This window comes from Nannocystis bainbridge (assembly GCF_028368995.1).
Lineage (GTDB): Bacteria > Myxococcota_A > Polyangia > Nannocystales > Nannocystaceae > Nannocystis > Nannocystis bainbridge.
The window spans coordinates 331,377-351,854 of the sequence record NZ_JAQNDL010000003.1; the positions used below are offsets into that span (position 1 = coordinate 331,377).

Sequence of the window (20,478 nt, forward strand, 5' to 3'; positions counted from 1 at the left end):
CGAAGGACATCCTCGCTCGCGCCGGTCAGCCACGCCGCTGCTATCGGACTGACCTGTCCCGAAGGACACCCTCGCTCGCGGCTCAGCCCTGGCCGGCGATCCACGCCGAGATCGCGGCGGCGAGGGCCGTCTCGCCGCCCGCGGACGCCTCGCCGAGGGCCTGGCGGGCCAGCGCCACCGTCTGCGCCCGGCTCTCCGGGCCGGTCTCGCCGGCGGCGGCGTCGGCGGCTGCGCGCGCCTTGGCGAGGGCGAAGCGGGCCAGCGCGACCTGGGCCGGCGCGCCGGCGCGGGTCGCCAGGCCGAGCGCGCGGGTGCACGCGCCCTGGGCCGCGGCGTGCTCGCCGAGGGCCGAGTCGACGGCGCACAGCCACGTCAGCGGCTCGACCAGGCGCGGATGGTCGGGGCCGAGGCTGTACTCCCAGGCCGCCAGCGCGCGCCGCAGATCGCCGGCCGCGTCGGCCCACCGCTGCTGGGCGGCCGCCGCCAGCCCGCGGCCGACCAGCGCCGGCGCCATGTCCGGGTGGTCCTGGCCGTAGATCTTGGCGTAGATGGCGAGCGCGTCGTCGTAGCGCTCGCGGGCCGCCGCCGCGTCGCTGCGGGCGCGCGCGAGGTCGCCGGCGACCACGTGGACGCGGGCCCGGCCCGGGTGCTCCGGCGGCAGGCGGGCCGTCGCCAGCTCGTGGGCGCGGGCGACGTGGCTGGCGGCCTCGCGGTCGCGACCGCCGCGCTGACAGGCCGCCCCCAGGTCGAGCAAGATCGGCAGCAGCCGCGGATGATCGACGCCGAGCAGCTCCTCGCCGCGGCGCAGCGCCGCCGCCAGCTCGACCCGCGCCGCCTCGGCGTCGCCCTCCTGCAGCAGCGCCCGGCCGTAGCGACCGCGCGCGCTGGCCTCGCGGCGGCCGTCGTCGCCGAGCCGCTGCAGCGCGGCCGACAGGCGCGGCCACAGGCGACGCGCCTCGCCGCGGCGGCCGAGGTCCTCGCACTCGACGCCGAGCTGCAGGGTCAGGGCGTCGGCCGCGACCTCGTCGTGGCGGCTCGCCTCCGCCGCCCACAGCGCGTCGGCCAGCCCGCGCGACGCCGCCTCGGCCCGCCCCAGCGCCCGCTCGATCGCCGCCCGCCCGTACAGCGCCTCCGCCCGGGCCGGCAGCCACGTCTCCTCGTCGGCCGCCAGCGCGCGCGCGATGTCCCACGCCCGCGGCGCGTCGCCCAGCGCCAGCACCGCCCCCGCGTGGTCGAGCTCCGCCCGCAGCCGCTCGACCAGCGCGCGCGGCCCGTCCTCCTCCGGCTCCGGCACCGCCGCCGCCAGCCGCCGCGGATCGTCGCAGTCGCGCGGGGCCGGCAGGCCGTCGAGCGCCGTGCCGGCCCGATCGAGCGCCGGGCCCGAGGCCTCGGACAGCGCCCGCGCCAGCCCGGCGAAGGCGCTGCGCCGGCGCTCGAGGCAGGCCCGTCGCCGCGGCCCCGCCGCGTCCGCGGCCGCCGGATCTGCCTGCGCGTTGCGACATGTCTCCTGGTACATGTCCCGAAGTTCTTGCGCGTGGCGATCGATGGCCGCCAGGATCGGACCGGCGAACACCGCCCCGCCGGGTCGCTCGGCCAGGGCGCGGCCGAGCCCGGCCCTGCGCGCGTCGTCCCAGCCGAGGTCGGGCGCCTCGCACATGCCCGCCGGGACAGGTGACTCCGGGCGGGCCGCGACCACCTCGTGCACGGCGAACGCGGCCCCGGCGAACGCGACCGCCAGGCCGGCGCCGAGCCAGATCCGGCGGCTCAGCCGGTGCCCCCGCGGCCGCTCGCCGAGGTAGTCGAGCAGCTCGTCCATGCCCTTGAAGCGGTCGGCGGGGCGGACGCTGAGCCCGCGCAGGACGATGCGGTGCAGCCACGCCGGCACGTCCGTGTCCTTCGGCACCTCTTGCACGCGGCCGGCCAGCACCGCCTCGCGGACCACCGGCACGCGGTCGCCGACGAACGGGCGCTGGCCGTAGAGGCCCTCGTACAGCGCGACGCAGAAGCTGAACTGATCGGTGCGCGCGTCGGTGGCCTGGCCCTGATACTGCTCGGGGGCCATGTACGCCGGCGTGCCCGTCATGCCGCCCGTGCGGGTGATCCGCATGTCGAGCAGGCTCTTCTCGGCCATGCCCTTGATCGCCTCGGTATAGGTGTCGGGGCGGGCCAGCGGGCCGATGCCGCGGCCGGCGCGGGCGAGCCCGAAGTCGCCGACGCGCACGCGACCCTCGGCGTCGATCATCACGTTGTCGGGCTTGAAGTCGCGGTGGATGACGCCGGCCTTGTGCGCCGCCGCCAGCCCGCGGCCGGCCTCCATGAACACCAGCAGCACTTCCTTCCACCCGCGTCGCCGCGGCCCGTGCGGGCCCTCGGCCGAGCGCAACCACTTCGTCAGCGTCACGCCCTTGACGAACTCCATGGCGAGGAAGATCTGGTCCTCGACCGAGCCGACGTCGAAGATCGCGATCACGTTCGGGTGCGACAGCTGGGCCATCGCCTGCGCCTCGCGCAGCAGCCGGTGGCGCGCCTTGTCGCGCTTGGTGCGGCTGATCGCGGCGGTCCGCAGCACCTTGAGCGCGACCTTGCGATCGAGGTCGCGGTCATAGGCGACATAGACGACGCCCATGCCGCCGGAGCCGAGCCGCTTCAGCACGTTGAAGCGGCCGATCTGGCTCGGCACCGGCTCGAGCTCGGCCGCGCAGTCGTTGGCCGGCTCGCCGTCGACCGGCGGCGTCAGCGGCGTGCCCATCTCGGGCGACGGGCTCACGTGCGACAGCACCGGCGTCAGCGGTGTGTCCAGTGTCCGATCGGCGGGAGAAGACACGAGTCTGGGGGCATCGTACCACGGCCCTTGCGGCCGCCTCATCGGTCCAGATAGCCTGGCGGCGATGCCCCGTCGCGCTCGCGTCTTCGCGCTCGCCGCTCACCTCACCGCCGGGATCGCGGCCTGCGCGGGTAGCCGCGGCGGTCCGGTCCCGCCCAGCCGCGCCGAGGCGCCGGCGCCGTTCGCGGTGGCCCCGGATTTTCGCCTCCCCGACAGCACCGGGACCCCCCGCGGGCTGGCGGATCTCGCCGGCCCCAACGGCCTGGTCCTGGTCACCTATCGCGGCCACTGGTGACCCTTCTGTCGCGTGCAGCTCGGGAAGCTGCAGGAGATTTTGCCGGAGCTGCAGGCGCTCGGGGTCGGGATCGCGGCGGTGTCCGCCGACGACCTCGAGGGGGCGAAGATCATGATCGAGCGGACGCACGTGACGTTCCCGATCCTCAGCGACCCCACGGGCGTGATGCTGAAGTCGTGGTCGCGCTGGGACTTCGGCAACGGCGTCGGCCTCGCCGGCACCTTCATCCTCGGCCGCGACTTCGCGCCGGTGTTCTTCGAGGACGACGGCGAGCGGTTCTACAAGCGGCCGCGGATCGATCGCGTGCTCGACGTGGCGCGCACGCTGGCGCCCTGACGTCAATCGCCGCGGACTGCTGACATTCGCGAATAGGGGCTCGCCAGCGACGGGTGCTTCGGACTGCAGGTCCGATCGCAGTCGCTGCCCGGGCTCGCCGACCCCGTGCATCCTCTTCGAATGAGCAATACCTTGATCAGAATTGCGGGGGCGCTCGCGCTGACCGCCGCGTGCGGCCCCAAGAGCGGCAACGAGAGCGACAGCACCAGCGAGACCGGCGGCGAGTCGATCACCGAGAGCACCACCGGAAGCGGGACCGCCGACCCGCCGGAGTCGACCGGCACGCCCGAGCCCACCACCGGCGAGCCCACCACCGGCGAACCGGCCGAATGTCCCGAAGGACAGGATCCCCTCGCGCCGCTGTGGAGCGCCGAGTTCGCGCCCGAGCCGTCGTCGTTCGGGTTCTACAGCGGCATGGTGCCGATGGGGCGCATGGCGGACGGGCGGATCGTCGTGGCCATGAACTTTCAGCCGTCCCAGGACCAGAGCGGACTGGCGCTGCTGGTGACCGCGCCGGACGGCGCGCTGCTCGGCCCGCAGACGGCCGCGCTGGGCACCTCGGCGGTCGAAGTCCACGCCCTGCACGTCGACGCGGACGATCAGCCGCTGGTGCTCGCCGAGCACTTCGACGGGGACGGTTCGGTCCACATGTTGACGCGCTTCGACACCGACATGGCGCCGCTGTCGCAGGCCCTGCTGCCCTTCCCGTCGCCGCACCCGCTGTTCCGGCCGGTGATGGGCGTGGGCGGCGACGTGCTGGCGATCGCGGGCCTCGACGAACAGCAGGGCACGCAGCAGATCACCAGGCTCGCGCCCGACACCGGGGCGCCGCTGTGGAAGCACGAGCTCGCCGGGCCCGCCGACCTGTTCCCGCGCCAGATCGCCGTCGGCCCGCAGGGCGACGTCGCGGTCGCGGCCCACGCCGACTTCAACGCCGACGAGGAGGACACGCTGCGGCTGTGGCGCTTCGACGCCGACGGCACGCTGCTGTGGGACCGCGTGCTCACCGTCCCGGTCTACGAGGACATCACCGCCCTGCACTTCGCCCCGGACGACCAGCTCGTCGTGCTGCGCGGCACCGTCGAGTTCTCGACGCGCGTCGAGCTGCTGTCCGTCGAAGTCGCCACCGGCGAGACCCGCTGGGAGCTGACCGTCGCCGAGCCCGAGGGCGACATGACGGCGTGGGCGCAGGACATGTTGGTCGACAGCGACCGCTTCACGATCCCCGTGTCGCGCAGCAAGTCGCATCACGACATCGCCACCAGCACGCACTCGCTCGAGCTGCGGACCGTGTCGCTCGCCGGCGAACTGCTGGAAGTCACCCCGCTGCCCGGGGTGCTGATGCCGGATGCGACCTCGTGGGTGCGCAGCCTCCGGGGCCGCTGCGGCGAGCTGATCGTGCTCGAGAGCTCCTCGAACCTGCGGCTGTTCGCGTTCGCGCCGTGAGCCGCGGCCACGCGCGACGTCCCGGCGAATGGTGGCAGTCCGTCACCCGGGCAGCAGCGGCAGGCGCACCGTGAAGGTCGTGCCCTCGCCGGGCTCGCTCTCGACCCGGATGTCGCCGCCGAGCAGGTGACACAGCTCGCGGCAGATCGCCAGGCCGAGGCCGGTGCCGCCGAACTTGCGGGCGATCGAGCCGTCGGCCTGCTGGAAGGCGCTGAACAGGCTGCCGATCTTGTGCGCCGGGATCCCCGGCCCGGTGTCGGACACCACCGCGACCAGGAACTCGACGTCGTCCTCGCGCTCGAACGCGACCCGCAGCTCGATCCACCCGCGGCGCGTGAACTTGACCGCGTTGCCGAGCAGGTTGAGCAGGATCTGCTTCAACTTGGTGCGGTCGACCTCGATCGTCCGCTGCTCCTCGCTGCAGACGATCTGGATGTGGTTGCCGTTCTTGACCGCCGCCGGCAGCACGGTGCTCTGCAGGTCGTCGAGCAGCGGGCCGAGCACGCAGCGCTCGCGCACGACCTCCATCTTCGACGCCTCGATCTTCGAAAGGTCGAGGATGTTGTTGATGAGCTCGAGCAGGTGGGTCGCGGCGCCGTGGATGCGCCCGAGGTCGCGGTGCAGCTCGGTCTCGGCCTCGCGCTCCTCGGCCAGCAGCTCGGTGTAGCCGATGATCGCGTTGAGCGGGGTCCGCAGCTCGTGGCTCATGTTGGCGAGGAAGATGCTCTTGGTCTGGCTGGCCGCGAGCGCCAGCGTCTCGGCCCTTCGCCGCTCCTGCACCTCGAGCGTGAGCTGCTCGGTGCGCTCCGCCACGCGCACCTCGAGCTCGTCGCGGGTGCGCCGCAGGTCCTCTTCGATGCGCCGGCGCGCGGTGATGTCGGTGATCGCGACCAGCGAGCCGCGGTGCTCGCCCTGCGGCCCGAACAGCGGCTTGGCCGAGACGATGGCCCAGAAGTCGGCCCCGTCCTCGCGGCGGAACCGGAAATCGAACTGGTCCTCGGTGCCCTGGCGCCGCCGCTTGAGGTTGGAGCGCGCCGCGGCGGCGCTGTCCTCGTCCATGTAATCGAAGATCCGGCGCCCGATCATGGCCTCGGGGGTGGTCGCCAGCATGGCCGCGAGCCGCGCGTTGACGAAATCGATCGCGCCGTCAGGGTCGTTGACGAGGATGCCGTCGTTGATGGTCTGCAGCAGGGTGTGGAAGTACGAGTCGTCGCGCTTGAGCTCGACCGTCGAGGCGCTGCGCACGGCGCGGACCAGGCAGAGGAAGCCGACCGGGCGGGCCTGGGCGTCGAGCCACGGGACGATCGTGTGCTCGGTCCAGCGGACCGGCGCCTGCGGCGGCTGCCAGCGGAACATCGAGGTGCACGGCGAAGCGCCGGCGATCACATCGTCGTAGCGCTCGCGGTCGTCGCCGTGGACCAGCCCGCGCAGCCCCTCGGGGTCGGCGAACAGCTCCGCCGGCTCGCGCCCCGCCAGCTCGCGCACGGCCCCCGCCAGCTCCTCGATCTGCGGCCGCGGCGCGAGTCGCACCCGTGCCAGCAGCAGCTCGGCGGCGTCCCACAGCGCAGACGCGTCAGGACCCCCGAAGTCGACGTGCGTGCGCCCGAACTGCCCCGGTAGTCCCGACCCGGCGGTCATCCGCTGTGATGATAACACCCGACGCGGCGACCGGGACGCGAAGGTCACTGCGTCGCGCGCACCCCGCCATGCCGCTGCAATCGCGCACGGCTTGCGGTCGAGCGTGCGCCGCGGCGCTGCGCCGCCGGCTCAGGGCAGCGCGAGGCCCCGGTCCGGCACCGCCAACCACGACAGCGCCGGCTGCGGTGGACCCGGATGCACGCCGAGGTAGCGATTGATGGCGAAACTGGTGACGTAGAGCTTCTTCATCGTCAACAATGTCGGCCCGAAGACCAGGCTCGACGGCGCGTCGAGCAGGCCACCCTCGGCCAGGACGGTGACGTCGCCGTCATCATCGATGCGCACCAGCCGGTCCTGACCGTTGACCGCGACGTAGAGGTCACCGTCGGCGTCGAACGCGATGCCGTCGGCGCCGGCCAGCGCCTCGTAGTCGTCGACCCAGACCTCGGGCTCGCCGGGCTCGCCGTGACAGTCGACCGGGATGCGGACGATCGTCCCGAAATCGAGGTTGCCGACGTAGAGGTTGCGCTTCCACCGGTCGAACGCGATGCCGTCGACGCCGAAGCTGTGGAACGGCAAGAACGGGCTCACCGGGTCGCCCTCGAGCGACGGATCGGCGAGCCACACCTCGGCCTCCCCGTCGTCGTCGATCTTCCAGATCAGGCCGAGGAACGGGTCGGTGACGTAGAGATCGCCGCGCTCGTCGAAGGCGAGGTCGTTGGGGAAGCCGGACGGATCGAGCGCGGCATACTGGGTGGTGTGGCCGGTGACGGGGTGGATCCGCCACACGAACGCGGCCGCAGGCGCGGGGGCGAACGAGCCGCTGCCGGCGTACAGCCAGCCGTCGGCGCCGAACTTGAGCCCGAGCATGAAGGTGCCGGCCGGCACCGGCGGCGTCGCGAGCGTCGTGAACTGGCCGCCCGGCTTCAGCTTCTTCACCACCGGCCCCATCGACATGTAGAGGTTGCCCGCCCAGTCGGCGGTGATCGACTCGGGCAGCTCGCCCTGCGCCGGGTCGAACGCCCGCACCAGCTTCGGCGCGGCCGCCTCCGCCTGACCCGCGCCGCACAGCACCGCCGCACCCATCACGATCGCCATCGTGGTTTTCATCGTCATCGTCATCACCGATCCCCCCACCGCAGACGCTACGGGCCGGGCGCACGCCGCGTCAACGCTCAATCATAAGACCATGGGAAATTCCATGCATCGGTCGATGCAATGACGTGTAGGCGCCGCCGTCACGTCGCCGCATCAGCACGAGGATGACGCGGCCCGCCGGCGACACCGGCGAGCGGCCCATGGTGCCGCGCCGCCCCAACCCGCGGACGGTGACTGCAATCGGCCTTGCACGGCCGCGCTCCCTCTACACAATGCACATTCGGCGAATCACGCGTCGTGCTTCGCCCGCGCGCGCACCTCTTTCGCCGACACGAAATCGCGGCGAGCCTCGCGGCGAAGCGCCGCCCTCGCGGCGCGCCGCTCGTCGCGGCCGCGCACCGGTTCCCGGCGCCGAATCAAGATGTCTCTTCGGACATGTCCCTTCGTCACCCACGGCTCGCCGCCCGGCCGCTCGCGCGGCTGCCCGAAGGGCCGAGCTCGGTGCCGGCCCGAGCCGCGGGCGCGCGGCCTGGCGGGCTCTCGGCGGCGAGCGGCTGCAGGGTCGTGGACGCGGGCGGCGGCGCGCTCTAGACTGCCGCGGCTATGGCACGAAGCAAGACCAGCAATTGGGTGAGCCTCGCCCTCGCGGCGACCGTGGGCATCGGCGCGTACGAGCTCGGGCTGTTCGACTGCGACAGCACCGACGGGGTCGAGCACCTCGCCAATCAGGTGTGGATCGAGCGGCTCCCGCAGAACGACCGCGACCAGATCCACCACCTCGTGCTGCTCGAGCAAGGCCGCGACCGCTTCGGCGGGTTCGGCAAGAGCTCGCAGTGGCGGCACTTCCTCGAGATCTTCGCGTGGCACCGCGAGCAGGGCCGCCTGACCCTCCACCTGCCGCAAGACCGCGTGCGCCTCGACCTCGAGGCCCGTGTGTGGGACTGCGAGGACGAGGCCCCGGCCCCGTTCGAGCTGTGCCTCGAGCTCAAGGGCCAGAAGCACACGTCGCGCTACTACAGCCGCTACGACTGGGTCATCGAGGGCGACAAGGCGCCCCACATCGAGGGCCTGCCCGAGCTGGTCCCCCACGCGGCCCCGACGCTGCCCGAAGGCTTCGAGTTCACGCCCGACGCCGACGCCCAGGCGCTGCTGGCCCACTGAGCCGCGGTCGCCCGCGAGCGCGCCCGGCGAGCCGCGAGACGGCTCGCCGCGGCGCCTGAGTCCCGTCGCCGACGCGCCCCCGCGCGACGGCTCGCCGTCGAACCTCCGCACGCTGGCTCGCGCTATGAGCGTGCCGCGTCGACCCGCGATACGGCTCGCGCGGGGCTGCCGATGCGCCCGGCGGGTTCCCCCGGCCCGCCTCGTCGAGCGGGCGGAGCAATCGCCGAGCGCCGCCGTGTGAGCCGCTCCACCGAGCCGACCTCCCGCCGGTCTCGAAAGAACATGTCTTGAAGGACCGAAACTTTCGGACATTTCCATATAGACATGCCCTTTGGGACATATGCCGACGGCCCGTCGCCCAGGCCGCGTCGGCCCCACCGCGGGGACCCCGAAGCGAGGCGATCCCTCGGGCGGGACGGTCCGCGTCGAACGGACGAGCTCGAGGACGGGCGGCCGCTGCGCGGGAGCGGCCGCCCGTCGCCACCGAGGCCGGCCCCCGAGCGCGCGTCGACCTTGCTCCGGCGTAACGCTCGTCTCTTCCCCTCAAAAAATGAAGCGAGCCGACGCGCGAGGCTGGCGCCGGCTGCCCGATCGCGGCGGAGAGGCGACCCGGCCGGCGCCGCGTACGACGCTGATTTCGCCTCGCCCCGCCGTCGAAGCAACCGGCGCCCGCGACGCGCCCGGGCTCGACCGGGACCGATCTTCGCAGCGCTGGCGCCGGGCGCGGACTCGAGGCTGCCTCGCGCCGAGTTGCCGTGACTCGGCGTGCCCGTCCGCCGACGGCCCGCGATCTCCTGACGAAAAGGACACGTCGGATCGCGGCTCGCGTGCGACAGGGCCTGCGAGCGCTTCGCCTGCCACGCGACGGCCGACTCGAACAGCCGCCGATCCTGCGGACGTTCGCCCTCGGGCGTGCCGCCGCGACAGGCCCACAGCCCACGATCGCAGCGACCCGTGCCGGGCCGGGCGCGCCCTCGCGCGAGCGACCGGAGCCCGCGCGGGCCTGCGAGTCCTTGCGAGCGTCGCGAGCTGTCGTGCCGCCACGCTGACGAACGTGAAGGGAAGCTCTCGGGGCGAAGGCGATGCGCGGCGGCCCGCACGCACGAGCGCCCTCGTGCCTCGCGGCCTCGAACTGCGCCTCGGGGGCCGCTGTCCGACCGCTTCTTCTCCGGAGAGGGCCCGGCGCCTCGCTCGGCGGGCCGACGTCGCAACTCGGGCCGCCCGCATACCACGCCGCCCGCGGCCACGTCTCGCGCGGCAGACCCCAGCGAGCGCCTCCGCCGCGAACTCGAGCGCGATGCCTGGCTCACGGTCCCCCCCCCCTTGCAAGGCCCCGCGTCGCTCGGCTAATGGGACCCCAGGTGACCCGGAGCGAGACCGAGGGGATCTGCGTCGAGGTGAAGACGCGCTACGTCGGCGGGCGTGCCTTGCCCGAGGGCGCACGCTTCGTCTTCGCTTACACAATCCGGATCTCCAACACCGGCGATGCGCCCGCCCAGCTGTGCCGCCGTCACTGGTTCATCACCGACGCGCACGGCGACGTGCGCGAGGTCGAGGGCGAGGGCGTGGTCGGCTCGCAGCCGCTGCTGCACCCCGGCGAGTCGTTCGAGTACACCAGCGGCTGCGTGCTCGAGACGCCCCACGGCGCCATGCACGGCAGCTACACCATGTTCCGCCCCAGCGGCGCCTGCTTCGAGGCGCTGGTCGACGCGTTCGTCCTGGCCGACCCGCAGGCCATTGTCTGAAGGGACATGTCCTCGGGGCCATGGCCCGAGAGACAGCAGCTTGAGCCTGTCGCCGAGCTCGCGTCCCTGACGACGCGGACGCCTGCGGCCGGGACGTGATAGCGTCGCCGCGTGCGCCTCCATGCCCTCGCCGTCGCCGCGTTGCGGGGCCACGTCGAGCGGTTCCTCCGCGCCCACGGCGTCGACCCCGGGCAGCCGCGCGAGGACGCCGAGCTCGACACCTTCACCCTCGTGAGCATGCTGCTGGCCGCGCTGGGCCACGTCCGCGCCGCCTACCCGTGGCCCGCAGGCGCGCCCGGGCCCGACCCGCCGGGCCTCCTGCCGGCCGTCGCCGCCGCCCTGCCCGCCTACCACGCGCCGCTCACCGCCGACGCCTGCGTCGAGGCCCTGCGGCGGGTCCTCGGCTTCGCCGTCGACGCCGGCCCGTGCCAGCGACGCGCCGCCCCGCCGGCCGTCTATCCCTACATGTCCTTCGAGACAGATGACTCCCTGCGCGCCGCCGACCTCGCCGACCGCGTGCTCGGCGTCGTCACCGACGACGGCTGGCTCGCCGAGCCCGCGCGCCGTGACATCGTCCTCGCCGCCGCCCTGCCCGCCAACGCCGAGCCGACCCGCTTCGAAGCGCTGGACCGCGAGCGCGCCAGCGCCCTGGCCGCCCACCTCCTCCCGGGGACCGACCGCCACGCCGCCGCCGCCGCGTTCGTCCGGCTGTTCGGCGACGCCACCCTCTGCTTCGGCCTGCACGACCAGGGCAGCGAACGACCCGACCCCTTCGCCCACGGCCACGCGTGGAGCCGCTACGACGCCCACGGCTACGGCAGCTGGGGCCGCACCCTCGTGCTCGCCGTCACCGACGGCCTCCGCGTCGCCTACCTCGACGCCCTGTGGGACGTCACCAGCGAGTGACCCGGGACATCGAGCCCGCGTCCCCGGTCGCCTCGCAGCGCGACATCCGAGGGGCATGTCTCTGAGAACATGCCCCGGAGCACATGCCCGAAAGGACATGTCCTCGAGAGCATGCCCGCGGGGACAGCCTCAGCCGAGCCCGGCCAGGAACGCCGACACCACCGCCGCCGTCTCGTCGGGCCGCTCGACCTGCACGTAGTGCCCCGCCCCGCGGAGCACGGCCAGGCGCGCGCCTGCGATCCGGTCGACGATCGTCTGGCGCAGGAACGGCGGTGGCATGAACGGATCGTCGGTCGCCACCACCAGCGTGCGGGCCGTGATCGCCCCCAGGCGATCGGCGAAGCTCAGCCCCGACCACGACTCGAAGCCCTCGGCGATGCACTTCGAAGGGATCGTCTCTCCGGCCGCCAGCAGCCGCTCGCGCGCGCTGTCCGACAGGTTCGTGCACGCCATCCCGAGGATCGTCGCCTTCGCCTCGCGGTTGTCGGCCCCGCGGAACAGCCCCGCCGCGTCGGGCGGGAACGGGATGCCCGACGCCGGCACCGGGCACAGCAGCACCTGCCCTTGCACCCGCTTCGGCTCCGCCGCCGCGATCCACTGCGCGATCGCCCCGCCCATGCTGTGGCCGATCAGCACGAATGACCTGTCCCCGAGGACATCCATCAGCTCGGTGATGTCGGCCGCGTAGCGCTCGACCGTGTAGCCCGCCTCGGGCCGGCCGGACTCGCCGGCGCCGCGCAGGTCGGGGATCACGAGCCGGAAGCCCGCCAGGTCGAGCCGCTCGGCCAGCTCGTCGTAGACCGCGCTGGAGACCATCCAGCCGTGGATCGCCAGGACCGTCCGCGGGCCCTCGCCGAGCACGCGGTAGGCGATCTGGACCTTGTCGCTCGTCGTCATCGTCGGCATAGGCGGCGATGATAAGCCGAACCGTCGCGGCCCGACACCGCGGCAGATGGGGGCGTGAAACGGCCGGAGGCGAGGGCCCGGGTGGGACCTCGCCTCCGCCGCCGCGTCACTGCCGCGCTACAGTTCGCCGATCTGGCGCAGGAAGTCGGTCGCCTCGGTGCAGTTCGGGTCCTCCATCAGCGCCTTGCGGCCCCACAGCACCGCCTTCTGGCGGTCGCCGCGCCGCTCGGCGATGTAGCCCTGGCGCAGGTAGGCCACCGCCCGGCTCATCGGCGCCGCCTCCATCAGCGCGATGCTGCGGAGCACGCGGATGGCGAGGTCGTAGTCCTCCATCTGCTCGGCCAGCGTCGCCAGGGCGACCGCCACGTCGCCGTTGTTGCGGTCGGTGTTGTGGGCCTCCTTGAGCCAGTGCAGCTCCTGCTCGAAGTTCTCCTGGGCCCCGGCGACCATCGCCTTGCGGTACTGCATGGCGCACAGCTCGGGCGAGCGGCGGCCCCTCATCGCCTCGATCGCCGCGTCGAGGATGGTGTTGGCCTCGTCGAACTGCTCGGCCGCGGCGTAGGCCTCGACCAGCAGCAAGTTGACCGCCTGATCGGCCGGGCGCAGCTTGAGCGCCCGCTTGAGCGCCTCGACGGCCGCCTCCGCGTCCTCGTCGAGCAGCAGCTCGCCGGCCTGGCGCAGCGTGACGAAGCGGGTCCCCTCGTCGGTGATCACGTCGGCCTCGGCGATCAGCAGCCGCGCGAGCGCCGGGTAGTTCTCGGTCTCCTCGAGGATCTGCTTCAGCCGCGCGCGCACGGCCTCGTTCTTCGGCTGGGCCTTGTGGGCCACCTCGAGCCCGGCCTGGGCGTCGTGCGGCCGGCCGACCTGCTCGCAGGCGTCGACCAACTGCATCGCCGCCTTGATCTGCTCCGCGCCGGTCTCGGCGGCCACCAGCCGGGTCGCCGTCTCGATCACGCTCTCCCACCGGCCCGCCGCGACGTCCATCACCGTCAGCTGGCGCAGCGCCTCGGTGTCGCCGGGCGCGTGCTCGAGCCACCCCGACAGCGCGTGGCGGGCCTGGTCGTCGGCGCCCTCCTTGCGCAGGACGTCGGCCAGCCGCAGCGTCGCGCTGCGCTCGCCCTCGCTGTCGTTGCGCTTGGCGGCCGCGCTGCGCCAGCGCTCGAGCCCGTCGATCAGATCGGGGATGAGCTCGGCGCCGACCAGGCCGTACGCCTCCTCGAGGTCGGCGGAGGCCCGGGCCTCGTCGCCGATGATCATGCGCAGCTCGGCGCGGCGGCGCAGGAACTCGACCTGCACGTCCTGCTCGAGCGGGCGCCAGTCGATCGCCTTCGTCAGCTCCTCGACCGCGCTGACGTGCTCGCCGGTGTCGCACAGGCGGGCGATGAACTCGCGCAGCAGGTCGTTGTCGTTGGGGTCGAGGGCGGCCGCGGTGCGCAGCACCTCGGCCGACTTGCCGGCGTCCATCAGCTGATCGGCGTAGATCGTCGAGGCCTCGCGCAGCAGCCCGACCGCCTGCGTCGGGTCGACCGAGCGGTCGGCCGACCCGACCAGCAGCTCGGCCAGGCGCTCGAACTCGCCGCGCTCGCGGTACCACGCCTCGAGCCGCTCGCGCAGCGCCTCGCTGTCGGGCGCGGCCTTGTAGCCGGCCTCGAGCACGCGGGTGGTCGCCTCGCGCTCGCCGAGCTTGTCGTACTGACCGGCCAGGTCGAGCGCCAGGCGGACCGCCGCCTCGCCGGTCTCGATCGCCAGCAGCCGCTCGCCGATCTCGGCCCGCTCGCGCGGGTCCGCCTCGCCCTCGGTCAGGCTCAGCATCGCCTCGATCAGCGCCCGGCTCTGCGGCGCGAAGTCGAGGGCGGTGCGGTAGACCGCCAGCGCCTCGTCGGGCTGGGTCTTGCGCAGCAGGTCGCCGAGCCGCAGCGAGGCCGCGATCACGCCCTCGCTGTCGCCCGCGCCCTGGGCCGTCAAGATCTGCTGGTTGAGCAGGTCGACCAACTCGGCGTCGAAGCCGGTCTTCTCGAACACCTCGGCCAGCAGCGCCTCGGCCTGCTTGTGGCCCGGCTCCTCCATCAGCACGTCCTTCAGCAGGCGCACCACTTCTTGCTCGTGGCCGCCGGCCTGCAGCAGCGCGTCGACCAGGTCGAGGCGCAGCTGGTTGCGCTCGCCGACCTCGGCGAGGCTCGGCAGCGTCGACTCGACCAGCTGCTGCAGCCGCGCCGGGTCACCGGCCTTGCGGTACACCGCCATCAGCGGGCCCCACACGGCCTTGTCGCTCGCGTCCTGCAGCAGCAGGTCCTCGTAGACCTCGGCGGCCAGCGGCAGCTGCTCGGTCTGCGCCGCCGCGAGCCCGGCGATCTCGCGCTGGAGCTCGAAGGTCCGCGCCAGCTGCCAGTTGGCGGCCGACTCGCGCAGGAAATCGACGGCGCCGCGCAGGTCACCCGCGGCCTTGCGGCGCTCGGCCAGGGTCAAGTAGGTCTCGGCGATCGCCTGGCCGCTGCCCTCGCGCTCGCCCACCAGCTCGATGCGTCGCACCAGCAGCTTCTCCGAGCGCTCGCTCTCGCCGAGCTCGAGCGCCAGGTTCGACGCCTCGTCGGCGACCTTGGGATCGACGCCCTCGACGTTGACCTTCTGCTCGAGGTACGCGAGCAGCCCCTGGCGGTCGCCGAGCTTGCGCACGATCTGCTCGTAGAGCTCGCCGAGCTCCTTGTGATCCGGCGCCGCCGCGAGCGCGCGGCGCAGCACCGGCTCGGCCAGGTCGAGGCGCGGCTCGGTCTGCAGCGCGCGCCGCATCGCCGCGACGCCGGCGTCACGCGACTCGGGCGCGGCCAGCTGCAGCTCGGCCAGGCCGAACGCCGCGCGGGCGCGGACCTCCGGCGTGGTCGCGTCGTCGGGGGCGCCGGCGATCCGCTCGAGCAGCTCGACCTGACGCGCCGAATCACCGCGAGCCGCGGCGATCCGCGACAGCCCCAGCCACGCGTCGACGACCCGCTCACCGCTGGCCTCGACGCGCCCGTACAGCTCGGTCGCGCGGGCCTGGTCGGCGAACTCGCGCTCGACGATGTCGGCGGCGCGCAGCAGCAGGTCGGCCTGCAGCTTCGCGTCTTGCTTGCGGCGCGCGCGGTCGACCAGCCCGATCACCGCTTCGACGTAGCTCGCGCCGTGACCGAGGCGCGTCGCCAGCTCGGCCGCAGCCTGCTGCAGCGTCGCCGAAGCGGGGTCCTGCTGCAGCGCCTCGAACCGCAGGCCCAGCGCCTCCTCGGCCTGGCCGGTGGCCTCGAGCGCGTCGGCCAGGTCGCCGAGCACGCTGCCGCGGGCCGCCGGGTCCTGGGCCGCGGCCAGGCGCGAGCGCAGCACCCGGACCAGCAGCGATTGGTCGCCGCGGCTGCGCAGCGCGCGTTGCAGCTTGCGGGCCTCGCGGTCGTCCTGCAGCGCCGCCTCGATCGCCGAGCCGAGCAGCTCCTGCGCCAGGTCGGCCTGCCCGCGGCCCTCGGCCAGGCGGCTCAGCTCGTACTGCGCTTCAGCGATGCCGATCAGGCCCTCGTCGCCGTCGACCCCGCGGCGGCGCGCGGCCAGCAGCAGCGCGCGGTAGCTGCGTTCGGCGCGCGCGAGGTCACCTGTATCTCGGGACAGCTCGGCCAGCAGCTGCAGGCTCGCCACGTCGCCGACGTCGATCGCCGTCGCCAGCTCGAGCTGGGCCACCGCCGCCTTGGTGTCGCCCAGCGCGCGCGCGACCTGGGCCAGCTTGTAGTGCACGCGCGCCCGCTCCGGCGGCCGGCGGCGCCCGAAGTCGGCCAGCAGCCGCTCCAGCACCCCCTGCGCGTCAGCCCAGCGCTCGCCCGAGACCAGCGCGTCGGCCAGGTAGGCCAGCACGCCGCGGTCGTCGGGCACGAGCGCGTGCAGGCGCTCGAGCACCGGGATCGCGCGATCGAGCTCGCCGAGGCGGTCGCGCACGATCGCCGCCGCCTCGTAGAGGAACGCCAGCACCTGCTCGCGATCCTCGGTGTGCTCGGCCGCGACTTGCAGCAGCGACGCCAGCGGCTCCCAGTCGCCCGCCTCGCGCTCGAGCTGGATCAGCAGGTCGCGCGTGCGCGCCTCGGCCGGGTGGTCGGCGACCGCCCGCGTCAGCACCTCGATCGCCTTGACGTTGCGCCCGGCCCCGAGCAGCGCGCTCGCCAGCCCGAGCACGATGTCGGTCCGCTCCGATCCTTCGGGCGTGCGGACCAGCCGCTCCGTCAGCCACGGCACCGCCTCGGCCGGCTCGCCGCGCGCCACGTACAGCCGCGCCAGCGCGTCGAGGTTGTGGAAGTTCGGCGTCAGCGAAGCGGCGCGCCGGTGGCTCGACAGCGCCACCGCGACGTCGCCGATCCTGCGCTCGGCCAGCTCGGCCAGCTGCGTCCACAGCCGGACCGCGCGCGGCTTGTCGTCGACCTGCTCGAGCCGGGCCGCGTGCTCGCCGAGGAAGCTCGCCAGCTCGTCGGGGCTGGCCTTGTCGGCCAGGATCTCCGTCAACGCCGCCAGCGACGGGTCGTGGCTCGGATCGTCCTGCAGGTTCGACCGCAGCGCCTCGACTCGCCCGCCGCGCTGCTCGATCACCCCGACCAGCCGCGCGATCTCCAGCCGCAGCTCGAGCCGGCGCGCCGCGTCTGGCTCCTTGGCCAGCTCGTGCTTGCGCAGCGTCAGCAGCTCGGGGAACCGCTCCTCCGCCTGCAGCAGCGGCCCGAGCAGGCGCAGCACCTCGAGGTCGTCCGGGGCCGAGGCCAGCGCTGTCTCGTACAGCCCGATCGCCCGCTGGCGATCGCCGAGCTCGGTGAAGATCGCGGCTGACCTCACGCGCATGTCCTGAGCGACAGGTTGCGCGAAGGGCAAGGTCGAGACCTTGGCCAGCAGCTCGGCCGCGGCCTTGCGGTCGCCGTCCTGCTCGGACAGCTGCGCCAGCTTCTGCGCCGCCCAGCCGACGCTGGCCTCGTTGCTGCGCTTGCCGGTGGCCGCCACCCCGCGGCTCCACAGCGCGGTCGCGCGGGCCAGAAGGCGCCGGAGGATGTCGCGGGTGATGTCGGTGCCGCCGAGCAGCCCGAGCGCCAGCTCCGACGCCTCGTACAGCGGATCGAAGTCCGTCTCGCTCAGCCCGTCGAGCGCCAGCAGCGTGTCGATCAGCGCCGGCTCGGGCGCCGCGCGCTGCAACTCGGCCAGCGTCTGCAGCCGCTCGCGGTGGCCCGGCTGGGCCGCCACCGAGCGCAGCAACGCCTCGCGCGCCGCGGCCTCGTCGCCGCGCTGCTCGCGGTGCCACTGGGCCACGCGGGCGGCCACGAACGCGTAGAGCTCCGGCGTCAGCGAGCTGCTGGCCGCGTTGGCGGCGGCCTCGAGCGCCAGCGTCAGCCGCTCCCAGCCGGCGTGCTCGGCCGCGAGGCCCTCGACCAGCGCGAACGTGGCGTCGTCGATCTTCTGGTCGCCGACGATCTGCCCGAGCAGCGCGTGCGCGGCGGCCGAGAAGTCGTCCACCGCCGCCGCGCTGCGGATCGCCCCGCGGACCGCCTCGGCGTCGCTGCGGGTCGCCGACAGCACCGCCTGGTAGGCCGCCAGCGCCCGCGCGGCGTCGTTCAGCTTGTGCTCCGCCAGCCGCGCCTCCGCCAGCCGCAGCTCGGTCGCGCGGTGCGGCTCGCCGGCGATCGTCACCCCGGCCGCCTTGTGCAGCGCCTCGGCCGCGGGCCCGAAATCACCTGTCTCTTCGGACAGACGCAGAAGATCGCGCTCGATCGAGCGGTCGGCCGGCGCCAGCGGGAACGCCCGGGCCAGCGCCGCCACGGCGGCCGCTTTGTCGCCGGTGTGCGCCTCGTGCAGGCGGGCCGTCTCGCGCAGGATGTCGACCTGCTTGATCGGATCGCCTTCGGCCCCCGCCAGGCGGGCGTCGACGATCGCCGCCAGCTCGCTCCACTCGCCGCGGCCGCGGTACAGCTTGCCGAGCACCTCGACCGCGCTGCTGCGCGCCTCGGTCTCGAGCGTCGCCAGCAGGCCCTCGCGCGCGCCCGCGTGGGCCGGGTCGGCCGTCAGCGCGGTGTCGTAGCAGGCCACCGCGCGTCCCGGCGCGTCGAGCTGACCGCGGAACACGTCGCCGAGGCGCGTCGAGAGATCGGCCAGGCGCGCGGTGCCGTGACCGGCTGCCCGATCGAGCAGCTCGGCCAGGTCGGGCCAGCGCGTGACCTGGGCCAGCAGCGACGCCAGCGCCTCGACCGTCTGCTCCGACTCGCCGAACCCGCGCACGATCTCTTGCCAGGTCGCGATCGCCCCCGGAAGGTCCGCCAGTTGCTCCGCCTGGATCCCCGCGACCCGCACCAGATCGGCGCGGCGCTGGTGCTCCGGCACCGGCCCGGCCGCGCGCTGGCGCAGCACCTCGACCACCTCGGCCCAGCGGCCCAGGCCCTCGAGCACCGCGATCGCGGCCGCCAGCGCCTCGCTGTCCTCGGCGTCGAGGCCGAGGCGAGCGCCCCAGCTCTTGAGCGCGCGCTCCGGATCACCTGACCCCAAGGCCAGCTTGGCCGCCTCGCCGAGCACCGTCGTCTGCGTCGGCCCCGACTCGAGCTCGCCGAGCCGCTCGAGCACCGTCAGCCGCTCCGCCGCCTGCCCCGACTGCGCCAGCAAGACGTCGAGCAGCCGCGCCGCCCGCAGCGCCAGCGCCCGGTCGGCCTGCGGCTCGCCGAGCACCTGCTGGTACAGCCCGATCGCGCCGGCGTCGTCGCCCAGCGCCGTGCGGTGGACATCACCCGCGTCGGCCCACAGCGTCGCGCGCCGGGCCGCGTCGGGCTCGCTGGCGGCCGCGGCCGCCAGGCCCTTCACGTGCAGCGCGTGCTCGCCGTGCAGCTCCGCCAGATGGCGCAGCCGCCGGTGGTCCGCCCCCGAGCCCGGCAGCGCCCCGACCACCGCCACGTAGTGCTCCATCGCCGGCGCCGCGCGCCCGGCCGTCACCAGCCGCTCGGCGAGCTCGCGATGGAGCCCGATCGCCGCCTGCGGATCCGCGAACCCGAGCGCGACCCCGAGGATCCGGATCACCTCCTCGCCCAGGTCCGCCGCGTCGTAGCTGGTCCGCAGCAGGTCGAGCGCCCCGATGCGCACCTGCGCCGAAGCGTCGCTCAGCACCAGGATCCGCTCGAGCAGCGCCCACCCGTCGCGGTTGCCGACATCGTCGGCCAGGAGCCCGCGCAGCTCCGTCAGCGCCTCGCCGGGCTGGGCCAGCCGGTCGAGCCACAGCTCCGCGATCTTGACCGGCAGCCCCGCCGTCGCCTCGCGCCCGAGCTGCCCGATCCGCCGCTTGTAGAGCGAGATCAGATCGCGGTGACGACCCTGCTTCTCGAGCAGGCGCTCGAGCGCCGCCTCGAGCCGCGTATCGCTCGGCCGCAGCGTCAGCAGCTGCTGCATGTAGTCGACCGCGTGGTCCGGCTGGCCGGCGAAATCGCGGGCGATGTCGGTGGCCTCCTCGAGGATCCCGATCCGGCGCGCCTCGTCGATCGTCTTGGACGCCAGGATCTGGTCGTAGAGCGCCAGCAGCTCGCTCCAGCGCTCGTTCAGGGTCAGCACCCCCGTCAGCCGCTGGAACGCCCAGCCGTCGCCCGGCTGGACCGAGAGCACGCGCCGCAGCACCTCGGTGAGGGCCGCCTCGTCGCCCGGGAACCACTCCTCGAAGAACGCGACGGCGCGCTGACCCACCACGCCGGCGGCGGCAGGATTGAGGTCTCTGGCGAGGATCTCGCGATAGAGGGCCGCGATCGCGGCGGCCCGCTCCGGCTCACCGAGCGCCTCGACCTGGTCCCAGCGGTCGGCCCGCTCGGGCTCGCTGCGGACCGCCGCCGCCGCGCTGTCGAAGCCCTGCTCATCGGAGATACGCGAAGATGTGTCTGCCATCGGAATTGCCTCGTGCCTGCCCCTCATCGGCGCCGCGCATGCCTGCACGGAGGCGCGCCTTCAGGGCGTATCGGCCAGGGTTGCACCATACCAGGCTTTGCTCGTCCCGCGGGCCGGCGGGGCCGCGCACCCCCGCGCGTGCCGTGACGTCCCCGTGAACCGCCGCGGCTTCACCACCGGCACATTTCCGCGCGCCGCATCGTCGTCACCGCGACATCGGGGCGCACGATCCA

11 protein-coding genes are annotated in these 20,478 nt (G+C 73.9%); 6 read left to right on the forward strand and 5 right to left on the reverse strand.

The window, feature by feature from the left end:
* Positions 1-82 precede the first annotated feature (82 nt).
* A complete protein-coding gene (locus POL25_RS26730; protein WP_272089034.1) occupies positions 83-2,824 on the reverse strand; it encodes a serine/threonine-protein kinase in 2,742 nt (913 codons plus the stop codon).
* Between the two features lie 64 nt (positions 2,825-2,888).
* Here POL25_RS26730 and POL25_RS26735 point away from each other — a divergent pair, with 64 nt between their 5' ends.
* From POL25_RS26735 to POL25_RS26745, 3 genes are all read left to right on the forward strand, one after another.
* The gene (locus POL25_RS26735) at positions 2,889-3,119 is read left to right on the forward strand and encodes a thioredoxin domain-containing protein (RefSeq protein ID WP_272089035.1); all 231 of its coding nucleotides are present in this window, start codon (positions 2,889-2,891) and stop codon (positions 3,117-3,119) included.
* A 12-nt stretch (positions 3,120-3,131) separates the two neighbouring features.
* Positions 3,132-3,455 carry a peroxiredoxin family protein gene (locus POL25_RS26740; protein ID WP_272089036.1) on the forward strand — a complete coding sequence of 108 codons (324 nt, stop codon included), beginning with the start codon at positions 3,132-3,134 and terminating at the stop codon, positions 3,453-3,455.
* A gap of 120 nt (positions 3,456-3,575) precedes the next feature.
* A complete protein-coding gene (locus tag POL25_RS26745; RefSeq protein ID WP_272089037.1) occupies positions 3,576-4,901 on the forward strand; it encodes an outer membrane protein assembly factor BamB family protein in 1,326 nt (441 codons plus the stop codon).
* A gap of 42 nt (positions 4,902-4,943) precedes the next feature.
* Here the strand turns inward: POL25_RS26745 and POL25_RS26750 are convergent, their stop codons facing one another.
* Positions 4,944-6,539, reverse strand: coding sequence for a PAS domain-containing sensor histidine kinase (locus POL25_RS26750; protein WP_272089038.1), 1,596 nt, complete (start codon positions 6,537-6,539; stop codon positions 4,944-4,946).
* A gap of 129 nt (positions 6,540-6,668) precedes the next feature.
* On the reverse strand, positions 6,669-7,655 hold the full coding sequence (locus POL25_RS26755; protein WP_272089039.1) for an SMP-30/gluconolactonase/LRE family protein: 987 nt from the start codon (positions 7,653-7,655) through the stop codon (positions 6,669-6,671).
* 585 nt (positions 7,656-8,240) lie between these two features.
* Between POL25_RS26755 and POL25_RS26760 the strand changes: the two genes are divergently transcribed.
* The 3 genes from POL25_RS26760 to POL25_RS26770 all read left to right on the forward strand — a co-directional run bounded on the left by POL25_RS26760 (position 8,241) and on the right by POL25_RS26770 (position 11,449).
* Complete coding sequence (locus POL25_RS26760) at positions 8,241-8,798, forward strand: hypothetical protein (RefSeq protein WP_272089040.1); 558 nt, start codon at positions 8,241-8,243, stop codon at positions 8,796-8,798.
* A 1,361-nt stretch (positions 8,799-10,159) separates the two neighbouring features.
* Positions 10,160-10,543 (forward strand): Co2+/Mg2+ efflux facilitator ApaG/CorD, encoded by a 384-nt coding sequence (apaG, locus tag POL25_RS26765; protein WP_272089041.1) that lies wholly within the window; start codon positions 10,160-10,162, stop codon positions 10,541-10,543.
* A 111-nt stretch (positions 10,544-10,654) separates the two neighbouring features.
* The gene (locus tag POL25_RS26770; protein WP_272089042.1) at positions 10,655-11,449 is read left to right on the forward strand and encodes a hypothetical protein; all 795 of its coding nucleotides are present in this window, start codon (positions 10,655-10,657) and stop codon (positions 11,447-11,449) included.
* Between the two features lie 129 nt (positions 11,450-11,578).
* Here POL25_RS26770 and POL25_RS26775 read toward each other — a convergent pair whose 3' ends face one another.
* On the reverse strand, positions 11,579-12,355 hold the full coding sequence (locus tag POL25_RS26775; protein WP_272089043.1) for an alpha/beta fold hydrolase: 777 nt from the start codon (positions 12,353-12,355) through the stop codon (positions 11,579-11,581).
* 117 nt (positions 12,356-12,472) lie between these two features.
* Entirely contained in the window at positions 12,473-20,245 is a 7,773-nt protein-coding gene (locus POL25_RS26780; RefSeq protein ID WP_272089044.1) for a tetratricopeptide repeat protein, read from the reverse strand.
* Between the last annotated feature and the right edge of the window lie 233 nt (positions 20,246-20,478).

What these genes read in the sequence shown, in the direction of transcription:
- POL25_RS26735 (WP_272089035.1), top strand. Translation starts at nt 2,889, where the DNA reads ATGCCCCGTCGCGCTCGCGTCTTCGCGCTCGCCGCTCACCTCACCGCC.
- POL25_RS26745 (WP_272089037.1), top strand. Translation starts at nt 3,576, where the DNA reads ATGAGCAATACCTTGATCAGAATTGCGGGGGCGCTCGCGCTGACCGCC.
- POL25_RS26775 (WP_272089043.1), bottom strand. Translation starts at nt 12,355, where the DNA reads ATGCCGACGATGACGACGAGCGACAAGGTCCAGATCGCCTACCGCGTG.
- POL25_RS26780 (WP_272089044.1), bottom strand. Translation starts at nt 20,245, where the DNA reads ATGGCAGACACATCTTCGCGTATCTCCGATGAGCAGGGCTTCGACAGC.
- POL25_RS26750 (WP_272089038.1), bottom strand. Translation starts at nt 6,539, where the DNA reads ATGACCGCCGGGTCGGGACTACCGGGGCAGTTCGGGCGCACGCACGTC.
- POL25_RS26760 (WP_272089040.1), top strand. Translation starts at nt 8,241, where the DNA reads ATGGCACGAAGCAAGACCAGCAATTGGGTGAGCCTCGCCCTCGCGGCG.
- POL25_RS26755 (WP_272089039.1), bottom strand. Translation starts at nt 7,655, where the DNA reads ATGACGATGAAAACCACGATGGCGATCGTGATGGGTGCGGCGGTGCTG.